This is a genomic window from Nostoc sphaeroides (assembly GCF_003443655.1).
GTDB classification, from domain to species: Bacteria; Cyanobacteriota; Cyanobacteriia; order Cyanobacteriales; family Nostocaceae; genus Nostoc; species Nostoc sphaeroides.
Genome location: NZ_CP031941.1, coordinates 840,649 through 867,351, shown reverse-complemented (window position 1 = coordinate 867,351; position 26,703 = coordinate 840,649). Strand labels below are relative to the sequence as shown.

The 26,703-nt window shown below is 40.8% G+C and carries 24 protein-coding genes and 1 pseudogene; 14 read left to right on the top strand and 11 right to left on the bottom strand.

All coding sequences use genetic code 11. The annotated features are described in order from the left end of the window. Positions 1-501: 501 nt before the first annotated feature. On the top strand, positions 502-1,473 hold the full coding sequence (gene sds, locus D1367_RS03990) for a solanesyl diphosphate synthase (RefSeq protein WP_118163220.1): 972 nt from the start codon (positions 502-504) through the stop codon (positions 1,471-1,473). A 303-nt stretch (positions 1,474-1,776) separates the two neighbouring features. On the opposite strand, the gene D1367_RS03985 is transcribed toward sds, so the two are convergent. Then, positions 1,777-2,250 carry a hypothetical protein gene (locus D1367_RS03985; protein WP_118163217.1) on the bottom strand — a complete coding sequence of 158 codons (474 nt, stop codon included), beginning with the start codon at positions 2,248-2,250 and terminating at the stop codon, positions 1,777-1,779. A gap of 204 nt (positions 2,251-2,454) precedes the next feature. Here D1367_RS03985 and hetZ point away from each other — a divergent pair, with 204 nt between their 5' ends. From hetZ to D1367_RS03960, 5 genes are all read left to right on the top strand, one after another. Beyond that, positions 2,455-3,660, top strand: a complete 1,206-nt coding sequence (hetZ, locus tag D1367_RS03980) for a heterocyst differentiation protein HetZ (protein WP_118163212.1) — start codon at positions 2,455-2,457, stop codon at positions 3,658-3,660. Further along, the gene (locus D1367_RS03975) at positions 3,653-4,630 is read left to right on the top strand and encodes a PatU (RefSeq protein ID WP_118163209.1); all 978 of its coding nucleotides are present in this window, start codon (positions 3,653-3,655) and stop codon (positions 4,628-4,630) included. Before hetZ ends, D1367_RS03975 begins: the two co-directional genes overlap by 8 nt. A 649-nt stretch (positions 4,631-5,279) precedes the next feature. Continuing rightward, the gene (locus D1367_RS03970) at positions 5,280-7,583 is read left to right on the top strand and encodes a transglutaminase TgpA family protein (protein ID WP_181985062.1); all 2,304 of its coding nucleotides are present in this window, start codon (positions 5,280-5,282) and stop codon (positions 7,581-7,583) included. A 328-nt stretch (positions 7,584-7,911) separates the two neighbouring features. Further along, on the top strand, positions 7,912-8,049 hold the full coding sequence (locus tag D1367_RS03965) for a hypothetical protein (RefSeq protein ID WP_181985061.1): 138 nt from the start codon (positions 7,912-7,914) through the stop codon (positions 8,047-8,049). Between the two features lie 81 nt (positions 8,050-8,130). Further along, complete coding sequence (locus D1367_RS03960; RefSeq protein ID WP_118163201.1) at positions 8,131-8,916, top strand: DUF4058 family protein; 786 nt, start codon at positions 8,131-8,133, stop codon at positions 8,914-8,916. A 282-nt stretch (positions 8,917-9,198) separates the two neighbouring features. Here the strand turns inward: D1367_RS03960 and D1367_RS03955 are convergent, their stop codons facing one another. From D1367_RS03955 to D1367_RS03935, 5 genes are all read right to left on the bottom strand, one after another. Beyond that, complete coding sequence (locus tag D1367_RS03955) at positions 9,199-9,537, bottom strand: type II toxin-antitoxin system PemK/MazF family toxin (protein ID WP_276469604.1); 339 nt, start codon at positions 9,535-9,537, stop codon at positions 9,199-9,201. Next, entirely contained in the window at positions 9,537-9,773 is a 237-nt protein-coding gene (locus D1367_RS03950) for a CopG family ribbon-helix-helix protein (protein ID WP_118163193.1), read from the bottom strand. The genes D1367_RS03955 and D1367_RS03950 overlap by 1 nt, the downstream gene beginning before the upstream one ends. Before the next feature lie 302 nt (positions 9,774-10,075). Beyond that, the gene (locus D1367_RS03945; protein WP_244944979.1) at positions 10,076-10,177 is read right to left on the bottom strand and encodes an NINE protein; all 102 of its coding nucleotides are present in this window, start codon (positions 10,175-10,177) and stop codon (positions 10,076-10,078) included. Between the two features lie 73 nt (positions 10,178-10,250). After that, the gene (locus D1367_RS03940; protein WP_118163186.1) at positions 10,251-10,586 is read right to left on the bottom strand and encodes a hypothetical protein; all 336 of its coding nucleotides are present in this window, start codon (positions 10,584-10,586) and stop codon (positions 10,251-10,253) included. 202 nt (positions 10,587-10,788) lie between these two features. Further along, on the bottom strand, positions 10,789-11,469 hold the full coding sequence (locus D1367_RS03935) for a uracil-DNA glycosylase (protein ID WP_118163183.1): 681 nt from the start codon (positions 11,467-11,469) through the stop codon (positions 10,789-10,791). Between the two features lie 191 nt (positions 11,470-11,660). Here D1367_RS03935 and D1367_RS03930 point away from each other — a divergent pair, with 191 nt between their 5' ends. Then, a complete protein-coding gene (locus D1367_RS03930; protein ID WP_118171097.1) occupies positions 11,661-12,359 on the top strand; it encodes a phosphoribosyltransferase in 699 nt (232 codons plus the stop codon). Positions 12,360-12,512: 153 nt separating this feature from the next. Here the strand turns inward: D1367_RS03930 and D1367_RS03925 are convergent. The 4 genes and pseudogenes from D1367_RS03925 to D1367_RS03910 all read right to left on the bottom strand — a co-directional run bounded on the left by D1367_RS03925 (position 12,513) and on the right by D1367_RS03910 (position 16,284). Further along, positions 12,513-13,612: pseudogene (locus D1367_RS03925) on the bottom strand (tetratricopeptide repeat protein). A 514-nt stretch (positions 13,613-14,126) separates the two neighbouring features. Next, on the bottom strand, positions 14,127-14,597 hold the full coding sequence (locus tag D1367_RS03920) for an NADAR family protein (RefSeq protein ID WP_118163180.1): 471 nt from the start codon (positions 14,595-14,597) through the stop codon (positions 14,127-14,129). A gap of 330 nt (positions 14,598-14,927) precedes the next feature. Then, positions 14,928-15,770 (bottom strand): cyanophycinase, encoded by an 843-nt coding sequence (locus tag D1367_RS03915; RefSeq protein ID WP_118163177.1) that lies wholly within the window; start codon positions 15,768-15,770, stop codon positions 14,928-14,930. Positions 15,771-16,080: 310 nt separating this feature from the next. Continuing rightward, positions 16,081-16,284: a hypothetical protein gene (locus D1367_RS03910; RefSeq protein ID WP_118163174.1), complete on the bottom strand. Its 204-nt coding sequence runs from the start codon at positions 16,282-16,284 to the stop codon at positions 16,081-16,083. Between the two features lie 309 nt (positions 16,285-16,593). On the opposite strand from D1367_RS03910, the gene D1367_RS03905 reads away from it, so the two are divergent. Beyond that, the gene (locus tag D1367_RS03905; RefSeq protein ID WP_118163169.1) at positions 16,594-18,504 is read left to right on the top strand and encodes an acetate--CoA ligase family protein; all 1,911 of its coding nucleotides are present in this window, start codon (positions 16,594-16,596) and stop codon (positions 18,502-18,504) included. Between the two features lie 373 nt (positions 18,505-18,877). Here the strand turns inward: D1367_RS03905 and D1367_RS03900 are convergent, their stop codons facing one another. Then, entirely contained in the window at positions 18,878-20,482 is a 1,605-nt protein-coding gene (locus D1367_RS03900) for a tetratricopeptide repeat protein (RefSeq protein WP_118163164.1), read from the bottom strand. 288 nt (positions 20,483-20,770) lie between these two features. Between D1367_RS03900 and D1367_RS31560 the strand changes: the two genes are divergently transcribed. The 6 genes from D1367_RS31560 to D1367_RS03875 all read left to right on the top strand — a co-directional run bounded on the left by D1367_RS31560 (position 20,771) and on the right by D1367_RS03875 (position 26,688). Beyond that, complete coding sequence (locus tag D1367_RS31560) at positions 20,771-20,908, top strand: hypothetical protein (RefSeq protein WP_220451003.1); 138 nt, start codon at positions 20,771-20,773, stop codon at positions 20,906-20,908. A 92-nt stretch (positions 20,909-21,000) separates the two neighbouring features. Next, positions 21,001-21,399, top strand: coding sequence for a VOC family protein (locus tag D1367_RS03895; RefSeq protein ID WP_118163159.1), 399 nt, complete (start codon positions 21,001-21,003; stop codon positions 21,397-21,399). A gap of 362 nt (positions 21,400-21,761) precedes the next feature. After that, a complete protein-coding gene (locus tag D1367_RS03890) occupies positions 21,762-22,682 on the top strand; it encodes a bestrophin family protein (protein WP_118163152.1) in 921 nt (306 codons plus the stop codon). A gap of 118 nt (positions 22,683-22,800) precedes the next feature. Beyond that, positions 22,801-23,637 (top strand): alpha/beta fold hydrolase, encoded by an 837-nt coding sequence (locus D1367_RS03885; protein ID WP_118171094.1) that lies wholly within the window; start codon positions 22,801-22,803, stop codon positions 23,635-23,637. Between the two features lie 276 nt (positions 23,638-23,913). Continuing rightward, complete coding sequence (locus D1367_RS03880) at positions 23,914-25,638, top strand: serine/threonine protein kinase (protein WP_118163149.1); 1,725 nt, start codon at positions 23,914-23,916, stop codon at positions 25,636-25,638. A gap of 129 nt (positions 25,639-25,767) precedes the next feature. Beyond that, positions 25,768-26,688, top strand: a complete 921-nt coding sequence (locus D1367_RS03875) for an RpnC/YadD family protein (RefSeq protein WP_118163146.1) — start codon at positions 25,768-25,770, stop codon at positions 26,686-26,688. Positions 26,689-26,703: the final 15 nt, after the last annotated feature.

Genomic DNA, 26,703 nt, shown 5'->3' with positions numbered 1-26,703 from the left:
AAAATCAACTACTAGGTGACTTACTTTTCGGGTGTTAATATCTGAAAAATTTAAAATTCCTATATTTTAGCGTAACACAACGACCTTAAATTTTGAGCCGATTCGACTGCTAAATTTCAAATTTTTTGAATAGCCACACTTCAGTCTTGAAGAAATTTAGTCCGACTCACTTGTGAAATAATTAGACTACATCCATTTTGTCAATAGGCAATATTGCTTAGGAATGTGGCGGTAAACCCGTACCGGGAAACTACTTAATAGAATTTTAGCTGATATTTATTCCCATCTACTTATAAATCATGTTTTAAGTTACTTTAAAACATGATTTAGCAGAAATTAAGCATAATTGCTTATTGACAAACACATCAGTAACCTTAATTATCACCCATAGACTCATGAAAATGGGATTACCTTATGAAAACTTTGCGCTGGCACAGGGTTATCTTAAAATGAGTGTAGGATATGTAAACTTTCGTAACCTAAGTCAGAGTCCGCCCATCCATGACCCCAGCCACCTCCCTGTTTACCCCTGTGGAAGCAGACCTGCGACTACTAGCAGATAACCTAAAACAGCTAGTTGGAAATCGCCACCCCATTCTGTTTGCAGCAGCCGAACATTTATTCGGTGCTGGGGGAAAGCGTATCAGACCAGCAATTGTCCTGCTAATATCGCGGGCAACAATGTTAGAACAAGACATTACACCGCGTCATCGCCGCCTAGCTGAGATTACAGAAATGATTCACACAGCTAGCTTGGTACATGACGATGTGGTAGATGAATCAGATGTGAGGCGAGGCGTTCCTACCGTTCATAGTTTGTTCGGTAATCGCATTGCCATATTAGCAGGAGATTTTCTTTTTGCCCAATCGTCCTGGTATTTAGCAAATTTGGACAATTTGGAGGTAGTGAAACTCCTCTCAGAAGTCATTATGGATCTAGCTACTGGGGAAATTCAGCAGGGATTGAATCGTTTTGATGCTAGTATCTCTATTGAAACTTACCTGCAAAAGAGTTATTACAAAACAGCTTCGTTAATCGCCAACAGTTCTAAAGCTGCTGGGTTACTCAGCGAAGTTTCACGAGAAACTGTTGAGCATTTATACAGCTACGGTCGTCATTTTGGTATAGCATTTCAAATTGTTGACGACATTCTAGATTTCACCAGTACAACAGATACTTTGGGTAAACCAGTGGGGTCGGATCTTAAAAGTGGTAATCTGACTGCACCCGTTTTATTTGCTTTAGCCCAAAAACCATCCTTGGAAGTGCTGATTGAGAGAGAGTTTGCTCAAGAGGGGGATTTAGAGCAAGCACTAGCACTAATTCAAGATAGTCAAGGCATACAGCAGGCGCGAGAGTTAGCTGCTCACCATGCGAAGTTAGCAATTGAACATCTCGCAGTTCTACCACCTTCAGAATCCCACCAGGCATTGATTAACATAGCCGAGTACACACTGAGCCGCCTTTACTAAATCAATTACCAGTTAACAGGTACTTTAGGGGACTTTAGACCCCAAGCGAAACCTTCCACCTGTTCTTAGGTGGGAAAATTTTGCTTAATGGTCAACTAAATTTGGAAAAATGTTCACTGAGAACTGTTTGTTAACCAATTTTAGATTACGCGGAAAATTAAGCTGATCGCTTGCTTCTTTAAAGAACTAGAAGGTTGATAACTGGCATTAATTTATTTTGATCAAAAACTTTTTCAAACAAATTTGAGATTTAAAATTTTGGATGTGGGATTGTATCTAAAAAATCCCACATCCAAGTTTTTTCTATGCAATATCAGGGGGTATCTGTTTAGGCGATCGCTGTTGTCGTAGCTGTTTCTGCATGAGTTTTTCTAGTTCAGTTCGCCGAATTTCAACGGTATGAGTGGTCTTACCCGGCGTCTCCAAAAAAATGATGCTATCTACGGGTTCTAATGCCACCAATTGGAACAAAATATGGGTGACAGGGATAATTTTAGCTAGCATTTGAGGGTCAAGCCCAGCAGGGGAAATTAGAGAGACATCCTGTATGGTAGGAAAAGCGTAAAGAACGCGCTTTTCCAATCCTGGATTAGTAAGATTGCTCAATGTAGTTAAAACCCAGCTTGACTCTGAATTTTGGAGAATATAGTACTGGGAGTGACGTAATTTTTGAGCGATCGCTCTAAGGGCAGGAGCAATTGCTGCAATCAAATTTGGTGTTATACCATCGCGGGGTGCATTGTCAATCAGCAATTGAATTTGTGCTTCTAAATCCATAATGACTTGTATACGGCTCCTGGGTAATGGCAATAACATCTATCAAAGTGTGAACAATCCCATCGAAGTTGGGAATAATAAAATCAGCCACATTCTCAATGTAGGATTGGTCTGCGTTTAGCTTATACGTAAAATCAAAAAAGCCAATACCCACAGTCGTACAGGTTGTATTTAAATACTTAGGGTCTTTTGAAAACTGAGACTATGAATTCAGCCGCAACCGCAACTATTCCATCTGCAAATATTCTGGGAGAAAATTCTAAAGGCGTGGAGGTGATCTTTCAACTCCTGTCTAGGGAGTTTCAACAATCAACCAAAGCTTCGGAACAAAATTGCCACGATGTAGCAAGACGTATTACCACCGAAGTATATCGGATTTGCCAAGAAAGCAAACGTATTCAAGCTTCTGGGTCTGTAGAAAGCTCGGCGATGACCCTGGCTCGGCATCGCCTACAACAGTGTCTCAGGTACTATCAGTTGGGTTCAAATCGCGGCAGGGTAGAATTACACAGTACTCTGAGTGCAATTATTTATCGATACATTAACCCGCCTCAGAAGCAATTAAGCTATCAAGGGCGACTGACTATAATTGAAGATTTCTTACAGAGTTTTTATCTGGAGGCATTAAACGCTTTCCGGCGAGAAAATCAACTTGGTGTTACTTATCGCCCTCAAACGCTTCTAGAATTGTCCGAGTACATGGCATTTACCGAACGCTACGGCAAACGACGCATTCCCTTACCAGGCCGTCAGCAGCAGCTAATTATCTTGCGGGCGCAAACTTTTTCTCAACACCAGCCCCCAGAAACCAGTGTAGATATAGAACAAGCCGCAGAAGGCAGCAATAACGAAGGCGATGGTTGTTGGGAAGAACCAGCAGTGCATCAATTACGCTCGACAATGGCGACGCAAGCCGAACCCGAACCTGAAGAAGATACTTTGCGTTCCGTTGTAGTTACAGAATTAATGAATTATCTCGAAGAACGGCAACAATCTGACTGTGCTAATTACTTTTCGCTGCGCCTCCAGGATCTATCAGCACAGGAAATTGAGTCTATTTTAGGTTTAACGCCTCGTCAGAGAGATTACTTACAGCAGCGCTTCAAGTATCATTTGATTCGGTTTGCTTTATTACACCGTTGGGAATTGGTTCACGAGTGGCTGGAAGCTTCTTTGCACACCAATTTGGGCTTAACTCCCCAGCAATGGCAAGTATATACAGCACAGCTGGACAATAAGCAACGGTCTTTACTAGAGTTGAAGCAACAAGGACAAGCCGATGAAAAAATCGCCAAAACTTTAGGGTTGTCAATGGCACAACTTCAAAAACGATGGTTTAAGATTCTTGAGCAAGCTTGGGAAATTCGTAACTCATTAGTGTCCGGATCAGGTGCATCTACTCATGAATAGTGACTCAGAATCCTTACAATCTCAGTATCTCGGTTGGTTATTGACAGATGATGTCAAAAATACCGACCAATCTGTAGAATGTGAGGTAAATGACGGGGTAAAAAACCTCCACAATGAAGCCACTGCTTCAAAAAGCAGTGAGCCAAAATTGGGAGGAACGCCCCAGACCTTTCAATTGGGAGAAATTCCTACTGTGCTAGATCGTTTCCAAGCTGTCCTTAAGAATCGCTTACAAACCCAAGCCCAAGAACACCCACCTTTATTTCCTTGGGAAACACAATTAATCGACTATCCCGATTTTGTTGATGAACCGTCAATGACGCTCGTTCCTACCTGGGGATGGATGGTACAACAGTCGAAGTTGAACCTGCCGCTTCCCTTGCCGGAAAGAGTTTTCCAGCAATTACTAGAAAAATGTCAATCAATGGTGACATCTTCAGTGCCTTTGGGAGCAAAATTAGTTCAAGTGGTGGAGAACTTTTTTCCCAACGAGTCTCAAGCACTAAACGATATCGCGGGATTGGTGCTAAGAAGCACCTACCGATCTGTAAGTACTCTGGAGACAATGCCCAATATTCAGAGCGATTATGCAGATTTACAACCGCGTCAACAAATGGCTTTGTCGTTGCTGGCGGCTAAACAACTGCTGGAAAATCTGACTCTACCACTTTCAGCAACTAGTCCGGTGGTAGAAAGACAATGGCTAACCACTGTCGGTAATTTGAACATCAGGGTAGAGTATCAGTCTGTAGGTAAACTTACGAAGTTACTTGTTCAGGCTGAGTTACCCGTTAAAGGAACTTTGACACTTCGCGGAAGTGGAACTTTAGCAATGGCTACATCTTCAACTCCGGGATACTTAAGTGTAGAGTTAGGTTGCGAGCAACTTAACCCAACTTATACTCTGGAAGTTGAGTTTACTGAAATAGACGAACAGCCGCTTTTGTTTGTGATTAATCCCACTGTGTAACCTTAATTGCCACCGCTAGTACGTAATGCCGAATATCTTAAGGTAACTATTGCTTAGTTGTTGCCTTGGGGCTTTTTCTGTCTCTAGATACTACTAGCAACAGGGTGCTTACTTATACTTAAAGTGTGGTTACAGATTAGCAGTGCGTGTAAACTCACCCTCCATCCCATAATTGATTTTTTGTGGGTAATAGTCAGTCTAATGGGTTATCAGCAAAGCCTGGGGAACGAGTTAGTTTCTTGTGTTGTGCTGATTTTAACTCGCCTGTATTTTGCCAAGCCACCACTTTTTCACAACGAATTTATTCGGTTTGGTTGTTTTTTTATACAAAATTATGTTTAGGCTTGGCGTTACAGTTCACGGTAACGTCGTATCATGTTCGCTTGATTACTTATTAAACTCGAAGAACCCCACCCCCCAACCCCCTCCCCGCAAGCGAGGAGGGGGCTATGATGGTATCTCATTCATGTAATCAAATTTTTTAACATTTAAAACTCCTGTGAGGAATTTAATTTGTAAAATAGGCACTAAACCTTCATAGATGCGTGAAGGCAGGATAAGAAAGCTTCTTCTAACGGGAATACTTTAAAGTAGGGCGAATAGTTTCGTCCTCAGCATTGTTTCCGTGGAATTTTCACTTAGACTCGAAATGCTTAACTTATCCAGGATGAATCGGTTTTGGCGTGTCCCTGTAAATTCGCAGCGATCGCCTTTAATAGAAGTAGAAGATTCAATTTCCTTGCGGCTGCTGGTGCTAGCGTTGGTTGTTTTGGGAATTGTGGCGACGGATATCGCCGCCGAAACTTCATTCAGCTTTTGGGCATTACCTCTGAGTTTATTGGGTGCGATTTGGAGTTACTATCGTCGCCGCGATCGCAATATTACAGTTAAGTTTTGTATTGCCATTGGAATGTTAGTGGCACTGGGTGCTTTCTTTGGGCGATTAGTGGGAGAGTTGAATGATACACGGTTGGGTTTGGCAGAGTTATTAATTCAACTCCAGGTGTTGCATAGCTTTGATACACCCCGCCGCAAAAATTTGGGCTATTCGATTGTTATAGGATTGATTTTATTGGGTGTGGCGGCAACGCTAAGTCAGACTTTAGCATTTGCACCTGTGTTGCTGTTATTTTTAGCGATCGCTCTCCCAACTTTAGTATTAGATTATCGCTCCCGGTTGGGTTTGCAGCCATTAAAAACTGAAAAGGGAAAATTAAATCAGAAGAATTCCTCAACTCTTAATTTTAAATTTTTAATTCTGAATTTCTTCCTAATTGTCGGTCTGGGACTGGCAATTTTTGCTGTTTTACCCAGATTTCCTGGCTATCAATTACGGAATTTTCCTGTAAGTTCTGCGATTCCATTAAAAGGTAATTTCACCGGACGTAGTATCATCAATCCCGGTTATGTCCGTCAAGGTAAAGGTGAAAATCAAGGTAGTGGTACGGGACAAAACCAAGCTGGTCAACCAGGTAAAGTAGATAATAACTTTTATTACGGTTTTAATAGCCAAATTAACCAAAACCTGCGGGGCGAGATGAAACCGAAAGTTGTGATGCGGGTGCGATCGCAAGCTGAGGGTTTTTGGCGAGTATTAGGATTTGACCGTTATACGGGTAAGGGATGGGAAGTTTCGCGTAATGAAGATGTTACAACCATCAAGCGATCGCCTTGGTCTTATCAAATTTTCTTAAACCGACCTCTGATTACTGGTAAAACTCAAGAGATAGTCCAAACTTATACAGTGGTGGCGGATTTGCCTAACCTAATTCCGGCGATGGCTTATCCCAAAGAGATTTACTTTCCCACACCAATGATCGCGGTTGATAAAGAAGACGGATTGCGATCGCCTGTGGAATTATCAGAAGGACTCACTTACACAGTAATCTCTGAAGTACCATACCGCGATCGCACTAAATTAGGTGAAGCTTCTACTAAATATCCACGAGATATTAAACAGCATTATCTGCAAATTCCTCCCGAAATTGCCGAAAAAGTTCGACAACGTACCGAAGAAATTCTTGCTAACTACAGTCGGGAAGGAGTCACAAAGTCTTCTAAAAGCCTAAATTCAGCCTATGAAAAAGCTCTCTACTTAGCTCAATATTTAAAACAACGTTACTCTCTTCCCCAAAATCCCTTAGATTTACCTTATTTGGGAGAAAAAGATGACTTAGTAGAAGCTTTTTTATTCAAATATAAAGGCGGTTATCCAGACCACTTCTCAACAGTTCTGACGGTAATGTTGCGTTCCATTGGCATCCCAGCCCGGTTGGTAGCAGGGTTTAGTGCAGGAGAATTTAATCCATTTACAGGGCTATATGTTGTCCGTAATACTGATGCTTATGCGATGACGGAAGTATATTTTCCTAAATATGGCTGGTTTGCCTTTGATCCGATTCCCAATCATCCCCTCATACCTCCATCAGTAGAAGATACGCAGACTTTTAGTGTGTTGCGTCAATTGTGGCATTGGGTTGCTGGGTGGTTGCCTTCTCCGGTGACAGGTTTGTTGAATAATGTATTTGAGACAATATTTAAGTGGGTGATTGGAGCGATCGCTTGGTTTTTAGCTTTATTCTCTCAAGGTTGGTTTGGGGTATTGACTGGTTTAATCTTGGCAACTACAGCAGCTTTCTTTGGTTGGCTGGGTTGGGGACAGTGGCGAGAGTGGCGTAACCGCCGATGGTTAAAGAAATTGCCAGCAATGGAGAGCCTTTATCAACAAATGTTGCAATGGACAACCCAAAAAGGTTTAGGTAAGCATCCAGCACAAACACCTTTAGAGTATGCCAGAGGATCATACCAGCATCATGCTCCAGCAACTGCTGAGGTAATAGATGAGATTAGCCAAGCCTATGTTAGTTGGCGTTATGGTGGTCATACTCCTAATTTGAAGCGACTGCGACAAAGATGGCAAGGTTTGAAAAAAGCTAGTAAGGCTGATAAGTAATCCGAGTTGCGGGTTATCAACTGACGTGTGTTTGCTAAGGAATGCAAATTTAATAACCTGCAATTCTGATTAAACTGGGAATGGTGCGTTACGCTCCGCTAACACACCCTACTTTTGCACTTTATTTAATCCACGTTCCTAAACTTTCTGCGCTTTCTCAAGCACAAGTAAGAATCACGATAGAAGCGCCAAAGTAAGCGCATCTTGTCAAGAATAACTTCCATATCGTTGTGTTGCATCCACCTGCGACGCCGAATAGCCCGTCGTAGACATCGCAGTACTAAATTTTGTAAGATGAGGAGAGGATGCCGGTCAAGAAAGCCGAAAAATGAGAAGAATTACTGCGAATACGGCTGTCAAATTGTTAGGCTGTCAGGGACATTGGGCGCAGGTGGAATCTCAAGGTGTTAAGGATTGGTTGACAAAAGAATATCAATGTGGTATGGCACTTACCAGTTGTTCTTAGAACCCCATGCCCAACTCTTCCTGGAATGGAAGAGGGGGCTATGAGAGTTAGTTTTAAAATTTTGGTTTTGAGATATTTGCTATGGCTTATCCATTTCCAGGAATGAACCCCTATTTAGAACATCCTGAATTATGGCCAGGAGTACATGGGAGACTAATAGTAGCGATCGCAGATTACCTTTCTCCTCAACTACGTCCTAAATATTTTGTCGCTATTGAAGAACGAATTTATCAAACCACTGGTGATGATAAACTCTTAGTTGGTATTCCTGATGTAATAGTACAAAAGTCGCAGACAGCAATAAATCCTAAAATACCGAATATAGCTGTAGCTACACCTGTCGTTCAACCTAAAACAGTTACAGTTCCTATACCTGAGATAGTAAAAGAGAGATATTTAGAAGTGCGAAAGGTAGGAACAAAAGAAGTAGTGACAGTGATTGAAATTCTCTCTCCAAAAAATAAACGTTTAGGAGAAGGACGCAACGCATACGAAACTAAGCGACAGCGAGTGTTAGGAAGTTCAACACATTTGGTAGAAATTGATTTATTGCGTGTTGGGGAACCAATGTTAGTTTTTGGGTATGGTACGCAAAATGATTATCGTATTTTAGTTAGTCGAGCAGAAAATCGTCCCCAATCTGATTTATATGCCTTTGATTTGCAAGATATAATTCCTTCATTTCTCTTGCCTTTACGAACGGGTGATAGTGAACCGTTGGTGGATTTGCAGAGTTTATTAGCTGGGATTTATGACCGCGCAAGTTATGATTTGGTAATAGATTACAGCAAAGAGGCAGTACCAGCTTTATTAGAAGCAGATGCTGCTTGGGCTAATACACTGTTACGGGAGAAGGATTTACGGTGAATCTATGGATTAGTTCTTTAGAGTCTACTCAGAATTCTGTACTCTAGAAAATGACCGCATCTTTAAAACTAAAGAAGGGCTAATTTTCCTGACTGACTTGATCTAAACTAAACTCAGATGCGATCGTTCGCAATGACATAAGTATTAAGTCGGATATAATATTAAATCCTTACAGCACTTCCGGCAGCTATGAAGTACATCCTTAAAGCTGAAATCTATGCTAAGAGAGGGGCAAGAAGAAAACTGTATTGCATAATAGCAAGAAGCGCTGTATAACCTCACTTAGAGGTACAAAATTGTTCGCAGTCCTTCGTCTATTTCTTCTTGTAGATGTTCTGGTAATGAACCAACGCGCTCTACTAAAAACGTTTTGTCAACAGTAAAAATTTGAGACACATTAGCTACAGAATCTCTGGGTAAACCTGTAGCTTCATGCGGTAACAATACATTGCCTGGTGCTTGTGCTAACTGAGTGTTAGAGGTAATGATTACGACGATTACGGTGCTGATACGACTTTGAGTAAAAACATCATCTTGAACAATCAAAATAGGGCGACGATACCCTGGTTCTGAACCGAGTGGTTCAGGTAAATTTGCCCACCAAATTTCTCCGCGATACACTACCAATCCTCACGGGGCAAGGACATAAATTGTAACTTTGCCAATACTGGATCTAGTTCAGATGGCTCTTCAGAATAAACTGTATTCAGTTGGTTCAACATTTGATTCCGGTTGTACTTCCGCAAATATGCTTTCAAAGCTTTGGTGTAAAGTTCACTACGAGATACCCCTAACTCTCTAGCTAGTGCTTCTGCCTCTTCAAAAACTGAATCTGGAAGCGAAATTGCAGTTTTCATAACTACGCTCGTTTTGGTCAGTATACTTTCAGTTATACTCTGGTTATACCAATTTTAAAATATTCGTGCAAGAAGTCTATTTTTCTTCATTCAGAACCAACCCTTTTTACTGCTGACATAGGTTTGTACGAACTCTCGATCCGATTTTGTTAGGTAAATAATTCCTTCGATAATGCTAATGATAGCTATGATGAACGCACCATAACCCAATACAGTTCAGTTAAGCATTTATTTATTCTCTCAGTGTCCTCTGCGCCTCTGTGGTTCGTTAAAAAACTTGACTCTGCCAAAAGGTTTTAGCCTTAACTGAACAGTATTGCACCATAACCAGCAGTAAACAGGGTTATAAGAAGCATGATAACGCCTTCTTTGGTGTAGCCCAGGATAAACTTATGAATACCCAATGTTCCCAGCAGAATTGCAAAAATTCCGGCAGATATTTTTTTGTCGGCGGTTGCAACATGAGAAGTTACAAATCTAGCTGAGTTTGTTGTTTTTTTGCGTTGGGATTGAAAATTCTGATGTCGTAGAGGATGTAGAGGATTGAGTAACTACTTCTAATTTTTTAAGCTTTAGTGTTTCTAAATCAACTGGCTTGTTCAAAATTTCATCCAATTCATAAGTTAATTCTCCGGCTCTTATCCTCTTAACTCTCTCAATCAATTCAGTTTCCAAATTTATAATTCCCTTGCGGACAAACGCAACTAAAGCTTGTTGATCTGTCACTTGAGCAGATTCCAGCATGATGTGTAAACAACTATCCTTAAATGCAACTTTGGCAGTAATGCCTTTGGGTTGGAGAGATCGATTCATTAAAGCAGCAATAGCTTTTGGATCGCCTTATTTAGCAAGTTGTAGGAGATTAGGTTGTACATTAGTCATGGCTGTCTCTAGAGAAAGTAGTAAATTCTTATCCTAGAGTTCCCCAATTGAGCTTATCGCTCACGCTATCTACAGAAATTTACTTTTTCACAGTGGATAATCTAAAATCTAAAATTGAGTCACTAGATGTTTATTAGTTATTATTTTGGATTTCGTCTAACTTGGCACGCACTGCCTGGATATCCTGCCACATCAACCATTTCGGCGCACCTCTTTCTTTAGAAGGATTACGCAGCAAGTAGGAAGGATGAAAAATTGGCATACATAAACGCCCTTCCCACTCCAGCCACTGTCCGCGAATTTTCGTAATCCCGCGCTTATCACCTGTGATGCCTTTGACAGCAGTTGCACCTGTTAACAGGATTATTTTGGGGTCAACTAGGCGAATTTGTTCTAGTAAGTAGGGTAAACAAGCCGCCACTTCTGTTGGTGTAGGAACTCTATTATCTGGGGGACGACATTTATTGATATTGGCAATATATACATCATGCTCAGTAGTCAGATTCACGGATGCCAGAATTTTCTCCAGCAACTGCCCTGATCTGCCTACAAATGGTAAGCCGGTTTCGTCCTCATTTTGACCAGGCGCTTCCCCTATAACCATAATTGGGGCTTTGAGATTACCGCGTCCGACGACAGCATGAGTTCGAGTGTCTCCCAATGGACAACGGTGGCAGCGATCGCAATGCTGTGTCAACTCCGTTATGTCAGAATAAGTTCCCGGAGCGATCGCAATTTTAGCGTCTGTGGGAATCAGTTCTCGTTGGTTAAGGGTTGAGTCGTCGAAGAGGCTGAGTTGGGTTTCGCTGCTCATGAAAATTAGGTTTTGGCATCAGCACCATCTGTCTTATCTGAGTTAAATACTGCTTTGCTTGGAGATTTATCAGAATCAATAGACTTTTGCTGAATACTTAATTATTTATACAAATCTTATTGTATCAGTTAATTTGAGACAAAATTCAGTCATCATAAAAGCAGTACTGTCCTAACATGCTGGGGGAAACCATGTCACATACCCCGCTTTTCGCCGATCGCACCCATGCGGGTGAGGAATTGGCGCGAGTGATTCATGATGTTTTAACTCAGCAAACTATTGATTCTGGGGTAAAGCCTGTACCAATTGTTTATGCTTTGCCAAGAGGGGGTGTACCAGTAGCAGCACCAATAGCACGTCTTTTGGATTGTCCCTTGACAATCGTCGTAGCAAAAAAGATTAGCCATCCAGAAAACCCAGAGTTAGCAATTGGTGCAGTGACTACTTTTGGAAATGTTCTTTGGACTGATCAAAAGCTATTTCGCCCTAAACATGATGCGCGGTGGCGGGAAGTAGCTTTAAATAAAGCGATAAACCTGGCTAAGTCTCTTGAGGCTCTATTAATTCCTGCTTGTCCACAGGTGAATGCAGAGAATGCTACGCTGATCTTAGTTGATGATGGTATTGCTACAGGTATGACAATAGCGGTAGCGGCAACTGCTCTCAAAACGCTTTCTCCAGCAGCAGTTTGGCTGTGTACTCCAGTAGCGCCACAAACATTGCTACCTTGGTTAGAACAGTGGGGCGATCGCACAATTGTTTTGAAAACACCAGAACCCTTTTGGAGTGTAAGTAATTTTTATGCTCAATTTCCCCAAGTAGATACATTAGAAGTTCTCGCATATCTCCAGCACCAAAAGATAATGGGAGAAATTGACCTATTTGAGTAATTTTATATTATTTTAACTAATTATTAACTATTAATTATTCCTTTCCCTCTCTTGCTTTTTAACGATTTTTCGGACTTTTTGTCATTACGAATTACGAACTTGTACTGAGCTTGTCCTGAGCGTAGTCGAAGGGCGTAGTCGAAGTATTACGAATTACGAATTATTTGAAGATGTTCCTTGCTGGTATTGCATAGCTTTAGCATAATCACCCAAGGCGTAGCAAGCAGTTTTCAGACGATCAAGAGCTTCTTGTTCACTGCGCCGATCTTTGATACTTCTAGCTAACAGCAAACGTTCTTCATAATATTTAATGGCTTTGTTATAGTCACCCAAAGCTTCACAAGCAACTCCTAAATTACCTAAAGACTGTTCCTCGCTACGCTTGTCTTGAATTTCTCGAGCTAATTGCAACCGCTCTTCATAATAGTTAATGGCTGTAGTATAATCACCTAAGGCATAACAAGCATTCCCTAAATTTTTTAGCACCTGAGAAGCACTGCGAACATGTTTTAAGGAGCGTGCTAGTACTACACACTGCTCATAATAGGCGATCGCTTTTGGGTAATTGTCCAAAGCATACCAAGCATTACCCAAATTCTTGAGTACCTGTTCCTCGCCCCAGTTATCTTTGAGTTCCCGGACAATTTCTAGGCTTTGCTGCTGATACTCAATTGCCTGCATAAAGTTGCCCGAGGCTTTATACACCAATCCCAAATTATTCAGTGCTGCTACTTGACTACGTTTGTCTTGCAGCTGTTGCGTTATTTTTAAACATTTTTCCAAAAATTCAATAGCCTTATTATGGTCATTTAGATGACGGTATGCATTCCCTAAATGGGAAAGTGCTTGCATCTGCAATGCTAAATCTGAGTTCTTATTCAGCAAAGACAGACACTGTTCAGAGTAGGAGATAGCACCTTTGTAGTCTCCAGCAGTGTAAGTTACCAATCCTAAAAAAGAAAGTGCCTGTGCTTGTTTTTGCAAATCCCCAACAGACTGAAACAGCCCCAAGGATTGTTGTAAGGACTTCAAAGCCGCTATGAATTCACCAGCTTGCTGCTGCTGAATTCCTTGCCGTAGTAGCTTAGAAGCTTCCGATATGTCGTCACTTTCGTGTATAGGTAGTATTTCTGCTTGTGAACCAGAGTCAAATTCATGGGTAATTGTATTACGCTTCACTGATTTTAAGTATGTTATGGGTAATTGCAGAGGAACTGTATTTTCGATCTGTTATTCCATTCACCTTTAGACATCAACCCTTGCCTGTTAAGTCTGGTGCTAAATCTAGTGTTCCCAAAACCAGGATGTATCTTTCATCAGGTTGGTTTGGTTTAGCACAGCGTAGGTTAAGTAGGCGTAATCCCATTTCACTTTAATAATGATACAAATACGCTCTTTTGGGGCAAGGCGGAATGGCACTAAGAAAAGATACAACCCTTACCCCGACTGGTTCCCAGCCTCCAGGCTGGGAACCCATTCTCTTAGGCTCCGCCTCCAGTAGCTTGACGAGAGGCAGCAGCCCATGAGAATACATTCCCAGCCTGGAGGCTCTTAACGAGGCGACACAAGCCTTTGGGCTTTACAAGCGTGCCATTTGGGGCAAGGTGCAATGCCCATACGTGTCAACTTAAGCTCAAACGCTTTTCAAATCTCGTTTCCAGCAAGAGGCTGGAAATGCTGTTCAATAGCGGCTCTGCCGCCAGAAAGGGAGGCGGAGCCTTTAGGATGGCATTCCCAGTCGGAGACTGGGAACGAGGTAAATATCATTTATTTAACAGTTCTATTATCAACATCTGCGCTGTATGTATGGTGCAGGATCTCTCGCACCTCCATTAAAATTTTTCCTAGCATATTTTTACCACTACCATCGGTTCCACAACCCCAGTAAAAATCTATGGGCGAGTTTTCAACAATTTCTGCATTGCCTGTGGAAAGTAAGATATCCCTGATATCTTTATGAGTTTGAAATTTAGATAGCACAGCTTGCCGCATGATGTCGTCTTTAACTTGTTCCCAATCTTGACGTAAAGGACGGGTTCTCTCACGCCCCATTTTTGCCGCATCTTTAGGTGTTTTAACTAGACGAATTTGTTCTACATGAGGTGTACCCACAAACTTTTGCGCTTGAAAGTAGTGTTCACTAGTTGACCAATATAATCCATCTAATTCAAAGCCGTGCGGCGAAAAGTTAGAGAAACAGCCATATTCTTCACGAGTGCTATAAAAATAGATTGTCATAGAAGTTGATATTACTTTTAATTTACTTATTTTGTAAGGACTTCAGCCCTATTCTAATGGCTGAAGTCCTTACTAAAAGCAAGTTTAAGTAATTTTACATTGCATAACTTAGTTTGATTAATTCTTGCCTACTTACCTAGTTGTAGTAGTTTGCTGAAATTAAGATAGAGAATATTAATAATAAATCCCCCCTTTCCTCCTGAAAATGCGGGGATATATCCGCATTTTCTGAGAGGACTTGGGAGGATATTCAAGAAATAAATGTCAGTAATCTACAATTATTAATTATTGACTCAACTTAAACGCACCTGCAAAAACTTAGGTGTTGATTCAAGCAACAGCTACAGAGACATTTGACACAGAGCCATTATTTAGGATAGGCTGACGGGTTTTCAAATCAAATTTGAAGCCATGTGGCAAAATATGAAGCTTTGCTCCGCAAATCGCCAAAGACTCATCCTTCAAAATTTCGTCCATATTGTTGTATGTAGCCTCTGATTCATCAACAATCGTAACCGCACCTTCACCAATAATTTCAATTTGGTTATCTGTCACTACCATAGCGGTATTCTCGTCAATACCGAATCCCAAAACAGCAGGCTGTAGTATCAAAGCTGAAATTAAACGTCCCAAGCGTCCGCGCTGGGAAAAATGCTGGTCAATTACCACTCCTGGGAGAAAACCAAGACCGGGGCCCATTTCAACAGTTTCAATCCGAGGATGTGTTTCTGAGTCGCCTTCCACAATCATTACGTCTGGCATCACGGCGGCTCCCGCGCTTGTGCCTGCAACAACTACACCTTCAGAGAACCGTTGATGAATCGCCCTATCTATTTCGGTGTCCTTGAGAATGCTGGTGATGCGAGCTTGATCTCCCCCAGTAAAAAATATCCCAGTTGCTTTATTAATTGCTTCCAATGCGGTAGATGAAGATGCATCTTCGCGGGTTTCTGTATCAATAATGCGAGCATTTTCGGCTCCCAGTCGCTCAAATACTCTAATATAATTTTCTCCCACTTCTCTAGGTAATTCTGTCGCCGCCGTCATAATGACAATATACGCCTTTGTACCGCCAGCCCGTCGCACAAAGTCCCGTAGAATTTGGGAATCTCCTTCCTTGTCTTCAGCTCCTCCAATAATTACCAGTTGCCGTTTGGCATTACTTTGTACCATGATGCCCCCTGATGTGAGTTAATAAATTTTACTAAACCATGACAATTCCAAGTATCAAATCATCCCTTTGGTAGATCAGATGATAGAAGGTAGTATTGATATTTGCGTAGACGCAACGAAACCAAAAGATTATTCAAGAAAATTACTATCCTGATTAACGTTCGTTGACTTAATAAAACCCACAGCACCAACTGCCTGTAGAGTGATTTTCTAGAGGCATTGCTAATTGCCGATTGAAAATTTATCGGGCAATTATTAAATAATTGGTATTAACTTTGGCTGGGTGCAATTAGATATCTGATGCTAAGTCCTAATGAATGCGACTTCTGTAAAGCAAGTTAGTTAAGAAAAAACGTGCTTGTTCTAGTGGGAGATGCCTGGGTTTGCCTTGGTAGACAATTTGATACTCATTTATGTCTGGGCCATCACCATGCCCAGAGATCAGCTTTTGGTGAAAAGCTTCCTCAGCAAGTTCTCGAATTTCATCTCTTAGAGCAGCTTCTGTGCTATTCATACTTTGCTGTCTTTCAATACCGCACATTTATTTATACAAATTCTGAGGTGGGTGTTACACCTTTCAAAGGTTATATCTTTGACTAATCATGAGGATGAATTGACTGTAGTTTTTTCTTTGCTGAGGTTGGGGGGTTTAATTATGCCTTGAGATAGTTGAAAATGCTTACTAATAGGTTTAGTGTGGGTTCTGATTAGATCAATGGCTTTGCCATGACTATTTAATGTAAATCAATCTACAATCAATAAGTCTGAGTAACCAGAACTCAGCATTTAAATTTCAGGGTGTTTAGCCAAAGGTTCGTAATCAATGGTTCTACAAAAAAGCAGTGATTTAGTCCGCATTAATGCTAGAAGAACGGATGTATTCGATATTTTCAACTTCAAGCATTATATTGGCCCCAACCCCTATTTAGATATAGGGGCACTAGTATTTGACTTTGCTCTAGTTGAGTCTAGAAAGCCTTTGCCCATTGAAGATTATATTGCAAGGATTGGCGATCGCTATCCAAATCTGGGCAGCCAAAGCTACGAATCTTATGCTCATCTATTTGCCCAAGTTGTCTCCGAAGTCGGAAAACTGGACATGGATTTACACCTTAACCGTTGGAGCGTCAAGCCATATCCAGATTTAGTGCGGATTAGCGTCCAATCACTACATGAACGCACAACTAGAGAGGTAGCTTATTTTGTTTGGGATTGGTTTGAAGCTATTACCCAAGACGAAGACTTTACCTTTGATGAACAATTGGTGAGGCTGCAAAATAAATTCCGCGCCTCTGTCTATGGTGGCCCCACAGTTTACGCCCTATTGCGAACAGCCTACGAAAAAGGTATTCCCGCCTTTTATTTGTGGGAAGAAGGATTAATGCAATACGGCTTGGGAAAAAAACATGTCCGGGGGATAGCAACAACATTTAACTGTGATAGCCATCTAGATTCGGAGTTTACCACCCGCAAAGATGACTGCAAAGCATTTTTGAATACGTTGGGTTTTCCAGTGCCTGAAGGCGATATCGTCTTTACTGAAAAGGAAGCCTTAGCGGCAGCAAGACGAATTGGCTACCCAGTAGCAGTTAAGCCAGTGGTAGGACATAAAGGAATTGGCGTTACGGCTGACGTGCAGGACTCAAAAGAACTTGCTGCTGCTTATAATAGGGCACTGGCAGCGATTCCCGAAGATCAGCTAACTCGGATAATTGTTGAGAAAAGTATTTCCGGATCAGATTTTCGTTTGTTGTGTGTCAATGGCAGATTTGTCGCCGCCACAGAACGCCGTCCAGCATCGGTTATTGGTGATGGCTATTTAACGCTTGCAGAATTAATCCGCCTAGAGAACCGGAAACCTGCACGTTTAGATACGCCTACCTCGCCGATGAGTAAAATTCAAATCGATGAAGCGATGGAACTCTACCTAGAGGAACAGCGCTTATCATTGGACAGCGTTATTGAGAAGGGGCGCACTGTTTACCTCCGTAAAGTCGCTAATCTTTCGGCTGGGGGTATGAGCATCGATGCAACGCACACGGTTCATGATGACAATATTATCTTGGCGCAAGATATTGCCCAACACTTCCAGTTGACTTGCCTTGGTATTGATGTCATGACCAAAAGTCTCTCAGAATCTTGGAAGTCTAGTAACTTTGCCATCTTGGAAATCAATGCTGCACCAGGTGTTTTAATGCATCTTAAACCTTCTGAAGGTGAAAGCGTTGATGTGCCTTCTTATATCTTAGAAACCTTTTTTGAGTCGGGTACAGATTCTCGGATACCGATTATTACCTTTAATAAAATCTCAGTTGAAGAACTGCAAGCAACAATTGACCATATCCTTTTGCAAAATCCCAACTGGACAATAGGCGCTGTTTGTCGTGATGGAGTTTTTGTAAATCGCTCCAAAAAAGTATTAAGTAAAGATTACAATAGCAACGTCCAAACTTTGCTGCGTCATCCAAAACTTGATTTGCTGATTGCCGAGTATGCGGAAGAGATTCTAGATGAAGAGGGAATGTTTTACCCCAGTAGTAATATGGTAGTTTTGGATAATCCCACTGAAACCGAGATGATCCTAGTGCGGGATGTATTCGATGGTTCTACTGTGGTGATTAGAAAAGGCAACGATATTTCTATTCGTCGCAAAGGGTTGATTGAAGATTATACTTTGGGTGAAGATGAACCATTTACGCGGGTTTATTTGAAAGAGACTGGAGCAATTTTGTAGTCTAATTTATTAATAGCCCTGGCGATTAGAAATCGCGGCTATACGAGACTTGTGTTGAGCGGAGTCGAAATACAAAACCCACCTCCGTGGGTTTAAACCTTTTATTTTCTCTTAGCCAAAAACCTTAAACTGCGTAGGTTGGGTTGAGCATAATACCTTTCAGTTAAGCCCCAAATCCAATGCAAGAGACGTTGCATTAGTCTGTTTCCTCGTTCCCAGGCTCTACCTGGGAACGCATTCATTGAGTCTCTGACTCAATGTCTGACAGGAGGCAGCAGCCCCTAAATCAGGCATTCCCATGCTCTGCATGGGAACGAGATAACAGAATTGGTATTAGACTTAAAGTGACTATTTATCCGAATTCATCGATTTTCTAGAAGTTTAAAATATCTAATGATTCTTCTATTTCTAAATCTAATATTATTTCTCGTGTATCTTTGAGTGCTTCTAGCTTACCTTCTTGACGATAGATGTCTGCCGCTTTGTGAAAATCTTCAATTGCTCCTTGTTTATCTGCTATTTCTAAACGGATATTGCCACGATTATAATAAGCATCTGCATAATTTGAATTAATCTGGATTGCTTGAGTATAATCTTCGATTGCTCCTTCAAAATCTCCTAAATCTGAACGAGCATTACCACGGTTGTAATAAGCATCTGCATAATTAGGATTAATCTGTATTGCCTGAGTATAATCTTCAATCGCTCCTTCAAAATCTCCTAAATCTGAACGAGCATTACCACGTTTTTTATAAGCTATGGCATCTTTAGGATTAATCTTGATTGCTTGGGGAAACCCAGGTTGAGAGCCTAATAAATAACGAGCAATCCCACGGTTTTTATAAGCATCAGCATAATGGGGGTTAATTTTAATAGCCTGAGTATAATCTTCAATTGCTCCTTGGTTATCTCCTACATGAGAACGAGCTTCAGCCCGGTTTTTATAAGCTACGGCAACATTAGGATTAATTCTGATCGCTTGGGTATAATCATTAATTGCTTCTTCTAATCTTCCTAGTTGAGACAGAGCTAAACCTCGTTTATTGTAAGATTTAGCATCATGAAGATTTATCTGAATTGCCTGAGAATAATCTGCGATCGCAGCTTCATAATCTCCTATTTGATAATGAGCTAAACCTCGTTTATAATATAAATCAACATCACTAGATTTAACTTGTAAGGCTTGATTATAGTTAGCGATCGCATTTGAATATTCTCCTTTTTCAAAACATTCATCACCTAATCTTACATAAAGTATATTTAAATCTTCATCACGATATTCTGGTTGAAAAGAAGATTTACTCAACTGATTATTAGTTGACTTATATGCAATTTCCTGCATTGGGATATATTTGTAAATTGGTGGTTTTTGCTTAGAAGATTGTAACTGTTCTAGATAACACCATAAACCACCACCATAAAGTAATTGTTCAATCCCAAATGAAATTTTACCAGTCTTCAATTTAATCATCCGGGTTGGGAGAAAGCCAGCCAAAAAAAGGTGATATTCAGATTGTGCTTCACTCACATCTTCTTGAATCAAAATGCAAACTACAACTGCATTTTTTTCAACTTCTTCAGAACTAATTGACCATCTAACTCTATCAATACTACCGTGACGAGATTTAACCTCAATACCAATAGATGGGTCAGAAGTCAAGGTAAAATCTATATTGCCATCGCCGCCGAATCGCTTTTCATAATCGACTTCGGTAATAAAATCAGCTAAACGTTCCTTGACAACTTCCTCACCCAACTTACCTTTAAGATAGCTAAGAAAAACATCACGGACTGGCAAAACACGCTTATATTTCTCAGCCATCTGCCAGCAAAATTCCCGTAGTGCCTTTAATCTCTCTCCAGAGATTATAGTTAATTCACTATATTGACCTTCTGTTTCACAATGAAGCAGACAACCAGATGCTAACCTTTTTATAAAATCAGACTGTAGCGATCGCAGTAGTGTAATCCAGTCCATTTATGTTTCTGCGAATCTTTTGATGAGATTATTCTATTAAAATATCCATTCGGCGTAAACCTTTTAATTAGCTTGGGTGATATTCCCAAAAATTATTTAGTATTTTGTAATAATTATTGACTTACGCAACCCCATAGTTCATCGCTAAATTGATTTGGTTTCCATCTGCGGCGATCGTCACCTAAGACGCCTAGACTAGCTATAGACCGATTGTAACGGTCAAACAGTCGGTAGTGGTAAGCTGATATGCGTCTAAATTATATAAACATTCTTTATAATCGTTGACGGTTGACGGTTATCGGTCATCAGTCAACCGTCAAGAGTCATCAGGTAAATGTACAATATTATTTGCGTAACAGCTTAGACGTACAGGCGCAGCCCGTTGTAGACATCGCTTTTTCCAAAAAGAAACTCCAGATGCCTTAAGCGCATCTGGAGTAGTAACAGGTTTCTAACATCAATCAATTTTGACCTATGCGATCGCCAGATGTCGTTAGGGTATATACTCAAATGTATTTATGTCTGTTCATCCGCAAATCGACCAGCAAATTAGCTTCTTTTATACTCATAATCTCAATGCATCTAGAGAATTCTACGAACAAAAACTCGGTTTGGAGTTATGGCTTGATCAAGGAACCTGTCTGATTTATACTGTCAGTGGTTCTGGATACTTAGGTTTGTGTCAAACAAGCGAAATATCAACTCCTCCAGCCAACAAGCAATCAAGTGTCATTTTTACGTTGGTAACACAGCAGGTAGATGAGTGGTTTGAATATCTCAAAGAACGTGGCGTTGAATTTGAAAAACCACCTACATTAAACGAAAAGTACAACATTTACCACTGTTTTTTACGCGACCCTAGTGGTTATTTAATTGAAATTCAACGTTTTGAGACTACCAACAAAAAAGACATATAGCGATTCTCGTTTACGTGAGGTACACGCGTAGGGGCTTGTCTTTGCCCATAGGTGTCAACTTAACGTGAAAGCCAGCCTAGAACCAGATTTTAGATATTGTCTCGTTGTCTCGTTCCCCTGCTCCGACTGGGAATGCCGTCCTAGAGGCTCCGCCTCAAGACTTGCGGCAGAGAGCCGCAATGATGTGCATTTCCCGACTCTGGCTGGAAACGAGGTTCAAAAAGGGTTTTAGCTTAAGTTGACACCAATGGGCAAAGACAAGCCCCTACACCTGGTGATGTAATGTTGTACCCCATGTCAATTGTGCTATTACTATAGTTATTTATCTATCGGTTCACTAAATATTCTCTTAGGGTGACTACATGACAGCCGAAAAACTCACATGGCTACGGCTAAAATTACAACTTAAAGGTTCAGTCCTGAAAGCAATTTACAAACATGTTTTATGGTGTGGAGCTTTCGGTTTTTTAATTTCTCTACTTTACCATTTTAAAATACCTGTATCCCAACCTATTTTAGGAAGTGTTATTCCTAGTATTGTTTTAGGTTTGTTACTTGTATTTCGCACCAATACTGCTTATGAGAGATTTTGGGAAGGGAGAAAATGCTGGGGTTCTCTAGTAAATAACATCCGAAATTTGGCTCGGCAAATTTGGGTATCAATTGACGAAATTTCACCAGAAGATAAAGAGAATAAAATTACAGCCCTAAATTTATTGGTAGCTTTTGCTGTGACAACTAAATTACATTTGCGGGGAGAAACAGTTAATAGCGAGTTAGAAGATTTAATGCCATCTAGTAAGTATATAAAACTGAAGATTATGAATAATCCCCCCATAGAGGTTGCTTTTTGGATAGGAGATTATTTACAGGAGCAGTATCATCGCAATTGCCTTAATAGCTACCAGTTAACATCTATGCAAGAATTATTGAATAATCTTGTGGATAATTTAGGTGCTTGCGAACGTATTTTAAAAACACCTATGCCATTAGCTTATTCCATTCATCTAAAGCAATTATTGTTACTATATTGTTTCCTGTTCCCATTTCAAATAGTGCAGACTTTGGGTTGGTGGACAGGTTTAATTTCTGCTTTCGTTGGTTTTACAGTATTTGGTATTGAAGCCATCGGTTTGGAGATAGAAAATCCCTTTGGTTATGATCCTAACGACTTACCTCTAGATGCGATTTGCGAGACAATGAAACGTAATATTGACGATTTAATTACTCTGACTCCAAATGCGCGATCGCATCGAGGTAATTTGACCTATGATAAAAGTTGAGATTGGGAATAACTTACAAGGCTTGGTTATAGCTGTCAAGTCCCATCTGGGCGCGTGCATCTTCTTTGGCAGTAATATATAAACGCGAAACAATCTCTTCATTGGTGGATGTGCAATGATGCCTGTACGTCAAACATTATCAAAGCCTGATATTCAACTTTCTTACTTAGAGTGGAACCAAGGGCAAGAACCCTTACTACTGTTACACGGCTTAGGCGACCATGCTCTAGTATGGTCTAGTTTAGGAGATTACCTAGCGGCAGACTACCACATAGTTGCACCAGATATGCGCGGACATGGGCAAAGTAGTAAGCCTGAGAGAGATTATAGCTTTGAAAGTGCGATCGCAGACCTCGAAGCACTCATGGATCATCTGGGATGGACTTTTGCCCATATTGTAAGTCATTCGTGGACAGGGAAATTAGCCGCCATCTGGGCAAGGCAAAACCCAAAGCGTTTGCGAAGTATAATTCTAGTCGATCCAATTTTCATCTGGAAAATGCCCAGCCTTTTCAGGGTAACTTTTCCCATGCTGTATCGCTTCTTGCCTTTTCTCAAAAGCATGGGCCCCTTTGCCAGTTATGAAGAAGCCGAACAACAAGCACAGCAGTTAAAGCAATATCAAGGATGGAGTTCCTTCCAGCAGCAAGTCTTCCAAGCAGGAATAGAACAAAAACTCGATGGTAGTTGGGGCAGCAAATTTACCGTAGCCGCCCGCGATGGCATTTTTGAAGCAGTAATGCAAGTGCCTGGTTTTACAATTCCCCTTAACACCCCTGCCATGTTCGTTCAGCCAGAACAAGGATTGAACCGCCAAAATTGGCAAATTCAACCATACAAAACCTATCTTAAAAACTTACGCATCTGTCAAGTTCCCGGCAACCATTGGCCGTTTTTGACACAACCAGAGCCATTTAACCAAACTGTAGCAGCTTTCTTGGCAGAACACAGATAGAAAATCTCATAATTATTGGACGGGATTATCATACAGCAACAGAAGAATTAATAGGAGTGATGTCTAAGGGCATTGGGCACTTGTACTGAGCGACTTGCCTTGAGCGAAGTCGAAAGGAGTCGAAGTATTGGGCATTGGGCATTGGGAAAGACTTGTTGCAAGTTCTCACCTTTTGTCCCCTTGTATCCCACTCCTAACTCCTAACTTTTGTACAGACGCGATTAATCGCGTCTCTACTCCTAACTCCTAACTCCTAACTCCCCCCACTCCCCACTCATGAGCCTTTGCATCAATCCCGTTTGCCCTAAACCAAATCACCCGGATAATCATCAAAACCGCTTTTGTCAAAGTTGTGGTTCCCATTTGGAATTGCTAGGGCGTTATCGGGTGACGAGCCTGTTAAGTGACAAAACAGGGTTTAGTAAAGTTTATGAAGCTTATGAACAAGATACCCCTAAAATTCTCAAGATACTCAAAGAGGATTTATCAGGCGACACCAAAGCAGTAGAACTATTTCAGCAAGAAGTAACCGTATTAGGACACTTCTTGCATCCCGGCATTCCCAAAGAAGATAGTTACTTCCAATATCAAACCCGAAATGGTTTAGTGTTGCATTGCATTGCAATGGAAAAAATTGGTGGATACAACTTAGAACAGTGGCTAAAGCAGCAGCAGAATTATCCTATTTCGCAGGAACAAGCTATAGCCTGGTTAAAACAATTGGTAGAAATTTTGGATTTAGTGCATAGTAAACAGTACTTACATCGAGATATTAAGCCATCTAATATTATGATTCGATCCCCCCTTGGGAAGGGTTGGGGGAATTTGGTACTAATTGATTTTGGCACTGCCACTGAAATTGATAGAACCTATCCAGACAAACTTAACAACGGCGACGGTATGACAGCACTGATGTCATCTGGCTACAGCGCTCCAGAACAAATGAATGCTCAAGCAGTACCGCAATCAGATTTCTTTGCCTTGGGGCGCACATTTGTATTTTTACTCACGGGATACCATCCTTTAGATATGTATGATGTGCAGCAAAATTTATTGAACTGGCAAAATCATGCTATGCACATCTCACCCTTACTATTGAATTTAATTGATTGGCTCACAGCACCCGATATAGAAAAGCGTCCTGCCAATACTCAGGAAATTTTACAACGCCTAGAAGAAATTGAAACCCAACTAATAGAAACTACGGCTGAAAATCCTAATTTATTAGATAATTGTAACATCGAGAGATTGCCACCACAAATTACTAAAACTTCCTTTGCTCCACAGAAACAGCCAGAAGAAGTACCACTACTGAAATTTTTTGCAGCGCTGCTAGTTATATTAGGATTAATTAGTATAGTCGCTTTAGCAACACGGACATCAAAATTTTCTGTAAGGCAAAATTATGGGCAATCCCCAGAAAAAAAAGGTAATATTGATTATTTTCCTTATCAAGAAGGTAGGGATAGTCAGGGGAGGGTAGCCGAATTTAATATAGCTGTTTTATCAGTAGAATATAAATGGCTTTTAGGTAGTAATTTTCAAATTAAATATAATGATGAAATTATTAGTCTTGACCTTTTAAAGTTGAGCTTAGAACAAGAAGGTATACAGAATATAATGCAAGACCCTAGTGAGATTATTTCTGTAGGCATTTCTTGTAAAGGTAATATAGAAGTTCAACAGCGAATGGCTCTAGAACGTTCTAAACAAATACAATTATTAGTAAAAAAAATATTTATTAATACACCAAGCGTCAAAAGCTATCATATATTAAATTTGGGACAATTTCAACGGAGTGATTGTCAGGCAAATCAGGATTTAACTAAATATCAGAGAAGTATTATAATCATTGGTGTTAAAAAACAATCACCAGGTGTAATTCTCGATGAAGCATTACGGGATAGGTTAGAAAAGAAGCCTTTTGCTGATTTTAAGTTAGAAGATTATTCTTTGGGGACGCCAGAAAAGTTTAAGACAATACCGATAATTCAATTCTGAATTCTGGCTCCTGACTCCTGGATTCTGCTGGATAAAATAAGAAGCAAAATACATCAGTGCATAGGCGTAACCTATAGTAGATATCGCCACTTTAGCCATAAACTACAACTATGCTTATCTACATCCCTTATGGCTAAAGCAGCAGATATTAGCACCAAGCGATTAATCAGCCTCGCACCCGAAAATTGGGTAAAATGGGTAACACAAATTCCCGATATTGTATGCGGAGAAATTATCAACTCCGAATTCCAGTGGATTAGCCGTGAGAGTGATGTCTTAGTCCGCGCCACCAGTCCCCAATATGGCGAATTTATCGTACTCAACGAGTTACAATTACGCTACAAAGCTGAAATGCCCAAACGGATGCGGGCTTATGCAGCACTGGCAGAAGAAAAGTACAATTTGCCCACCTATCCGGTACTAGTTAACATCCTCAAAGAAAGTGATGTTGAAATTCCCACTAGCTATGAATCACAATTTGCAGGTTTACAGGCGCGTCAAGACTACCGCGTTATCAACCTTTGGGAAGTCGATGTGGAAATCGCTTTTACTCAACCTGTTCCTTCCTTGCTTCCTTTTGTCCCAATTCTCAAAGGAGGCGCAGAAGAATCCACTGTGCAACGGGCATTGCAAATTCTCCGCGCCGATGAGCAATTGAGCCAGTTAGAAATTGTTATGGCTTTTTTTGCTACCTTCGTATTAGACAGCGCTTTAGTTCAGCAAATCATGAGGTGGGATATGGCAGTGTTACGCGAATCTCCCTGGTATCAGCAAATTTTGAAAGAGGGCGAACAACGAGGACGGCAAGAAGGACGGCAAGAAGGACGGCGAGAAGGGCGCCAAGAAGGACGGCAAGAAGGACGGCAAGAAGGACAGCGAGAAGGGATGCTTTTAGGTATTGAACTCGCTTTGGAGATAAAATTTGGTGCTGAGGGATTGCAACTGATGCCAGAAATCTCTCAAATTTCAGATTTAGATAGATTAAAAGCAATTCAGCAGGGAATTAAGAGCGTGAATACTCTAGATGAATTACGGCAATTTATCAACTAATGGAACTTCTTTGAG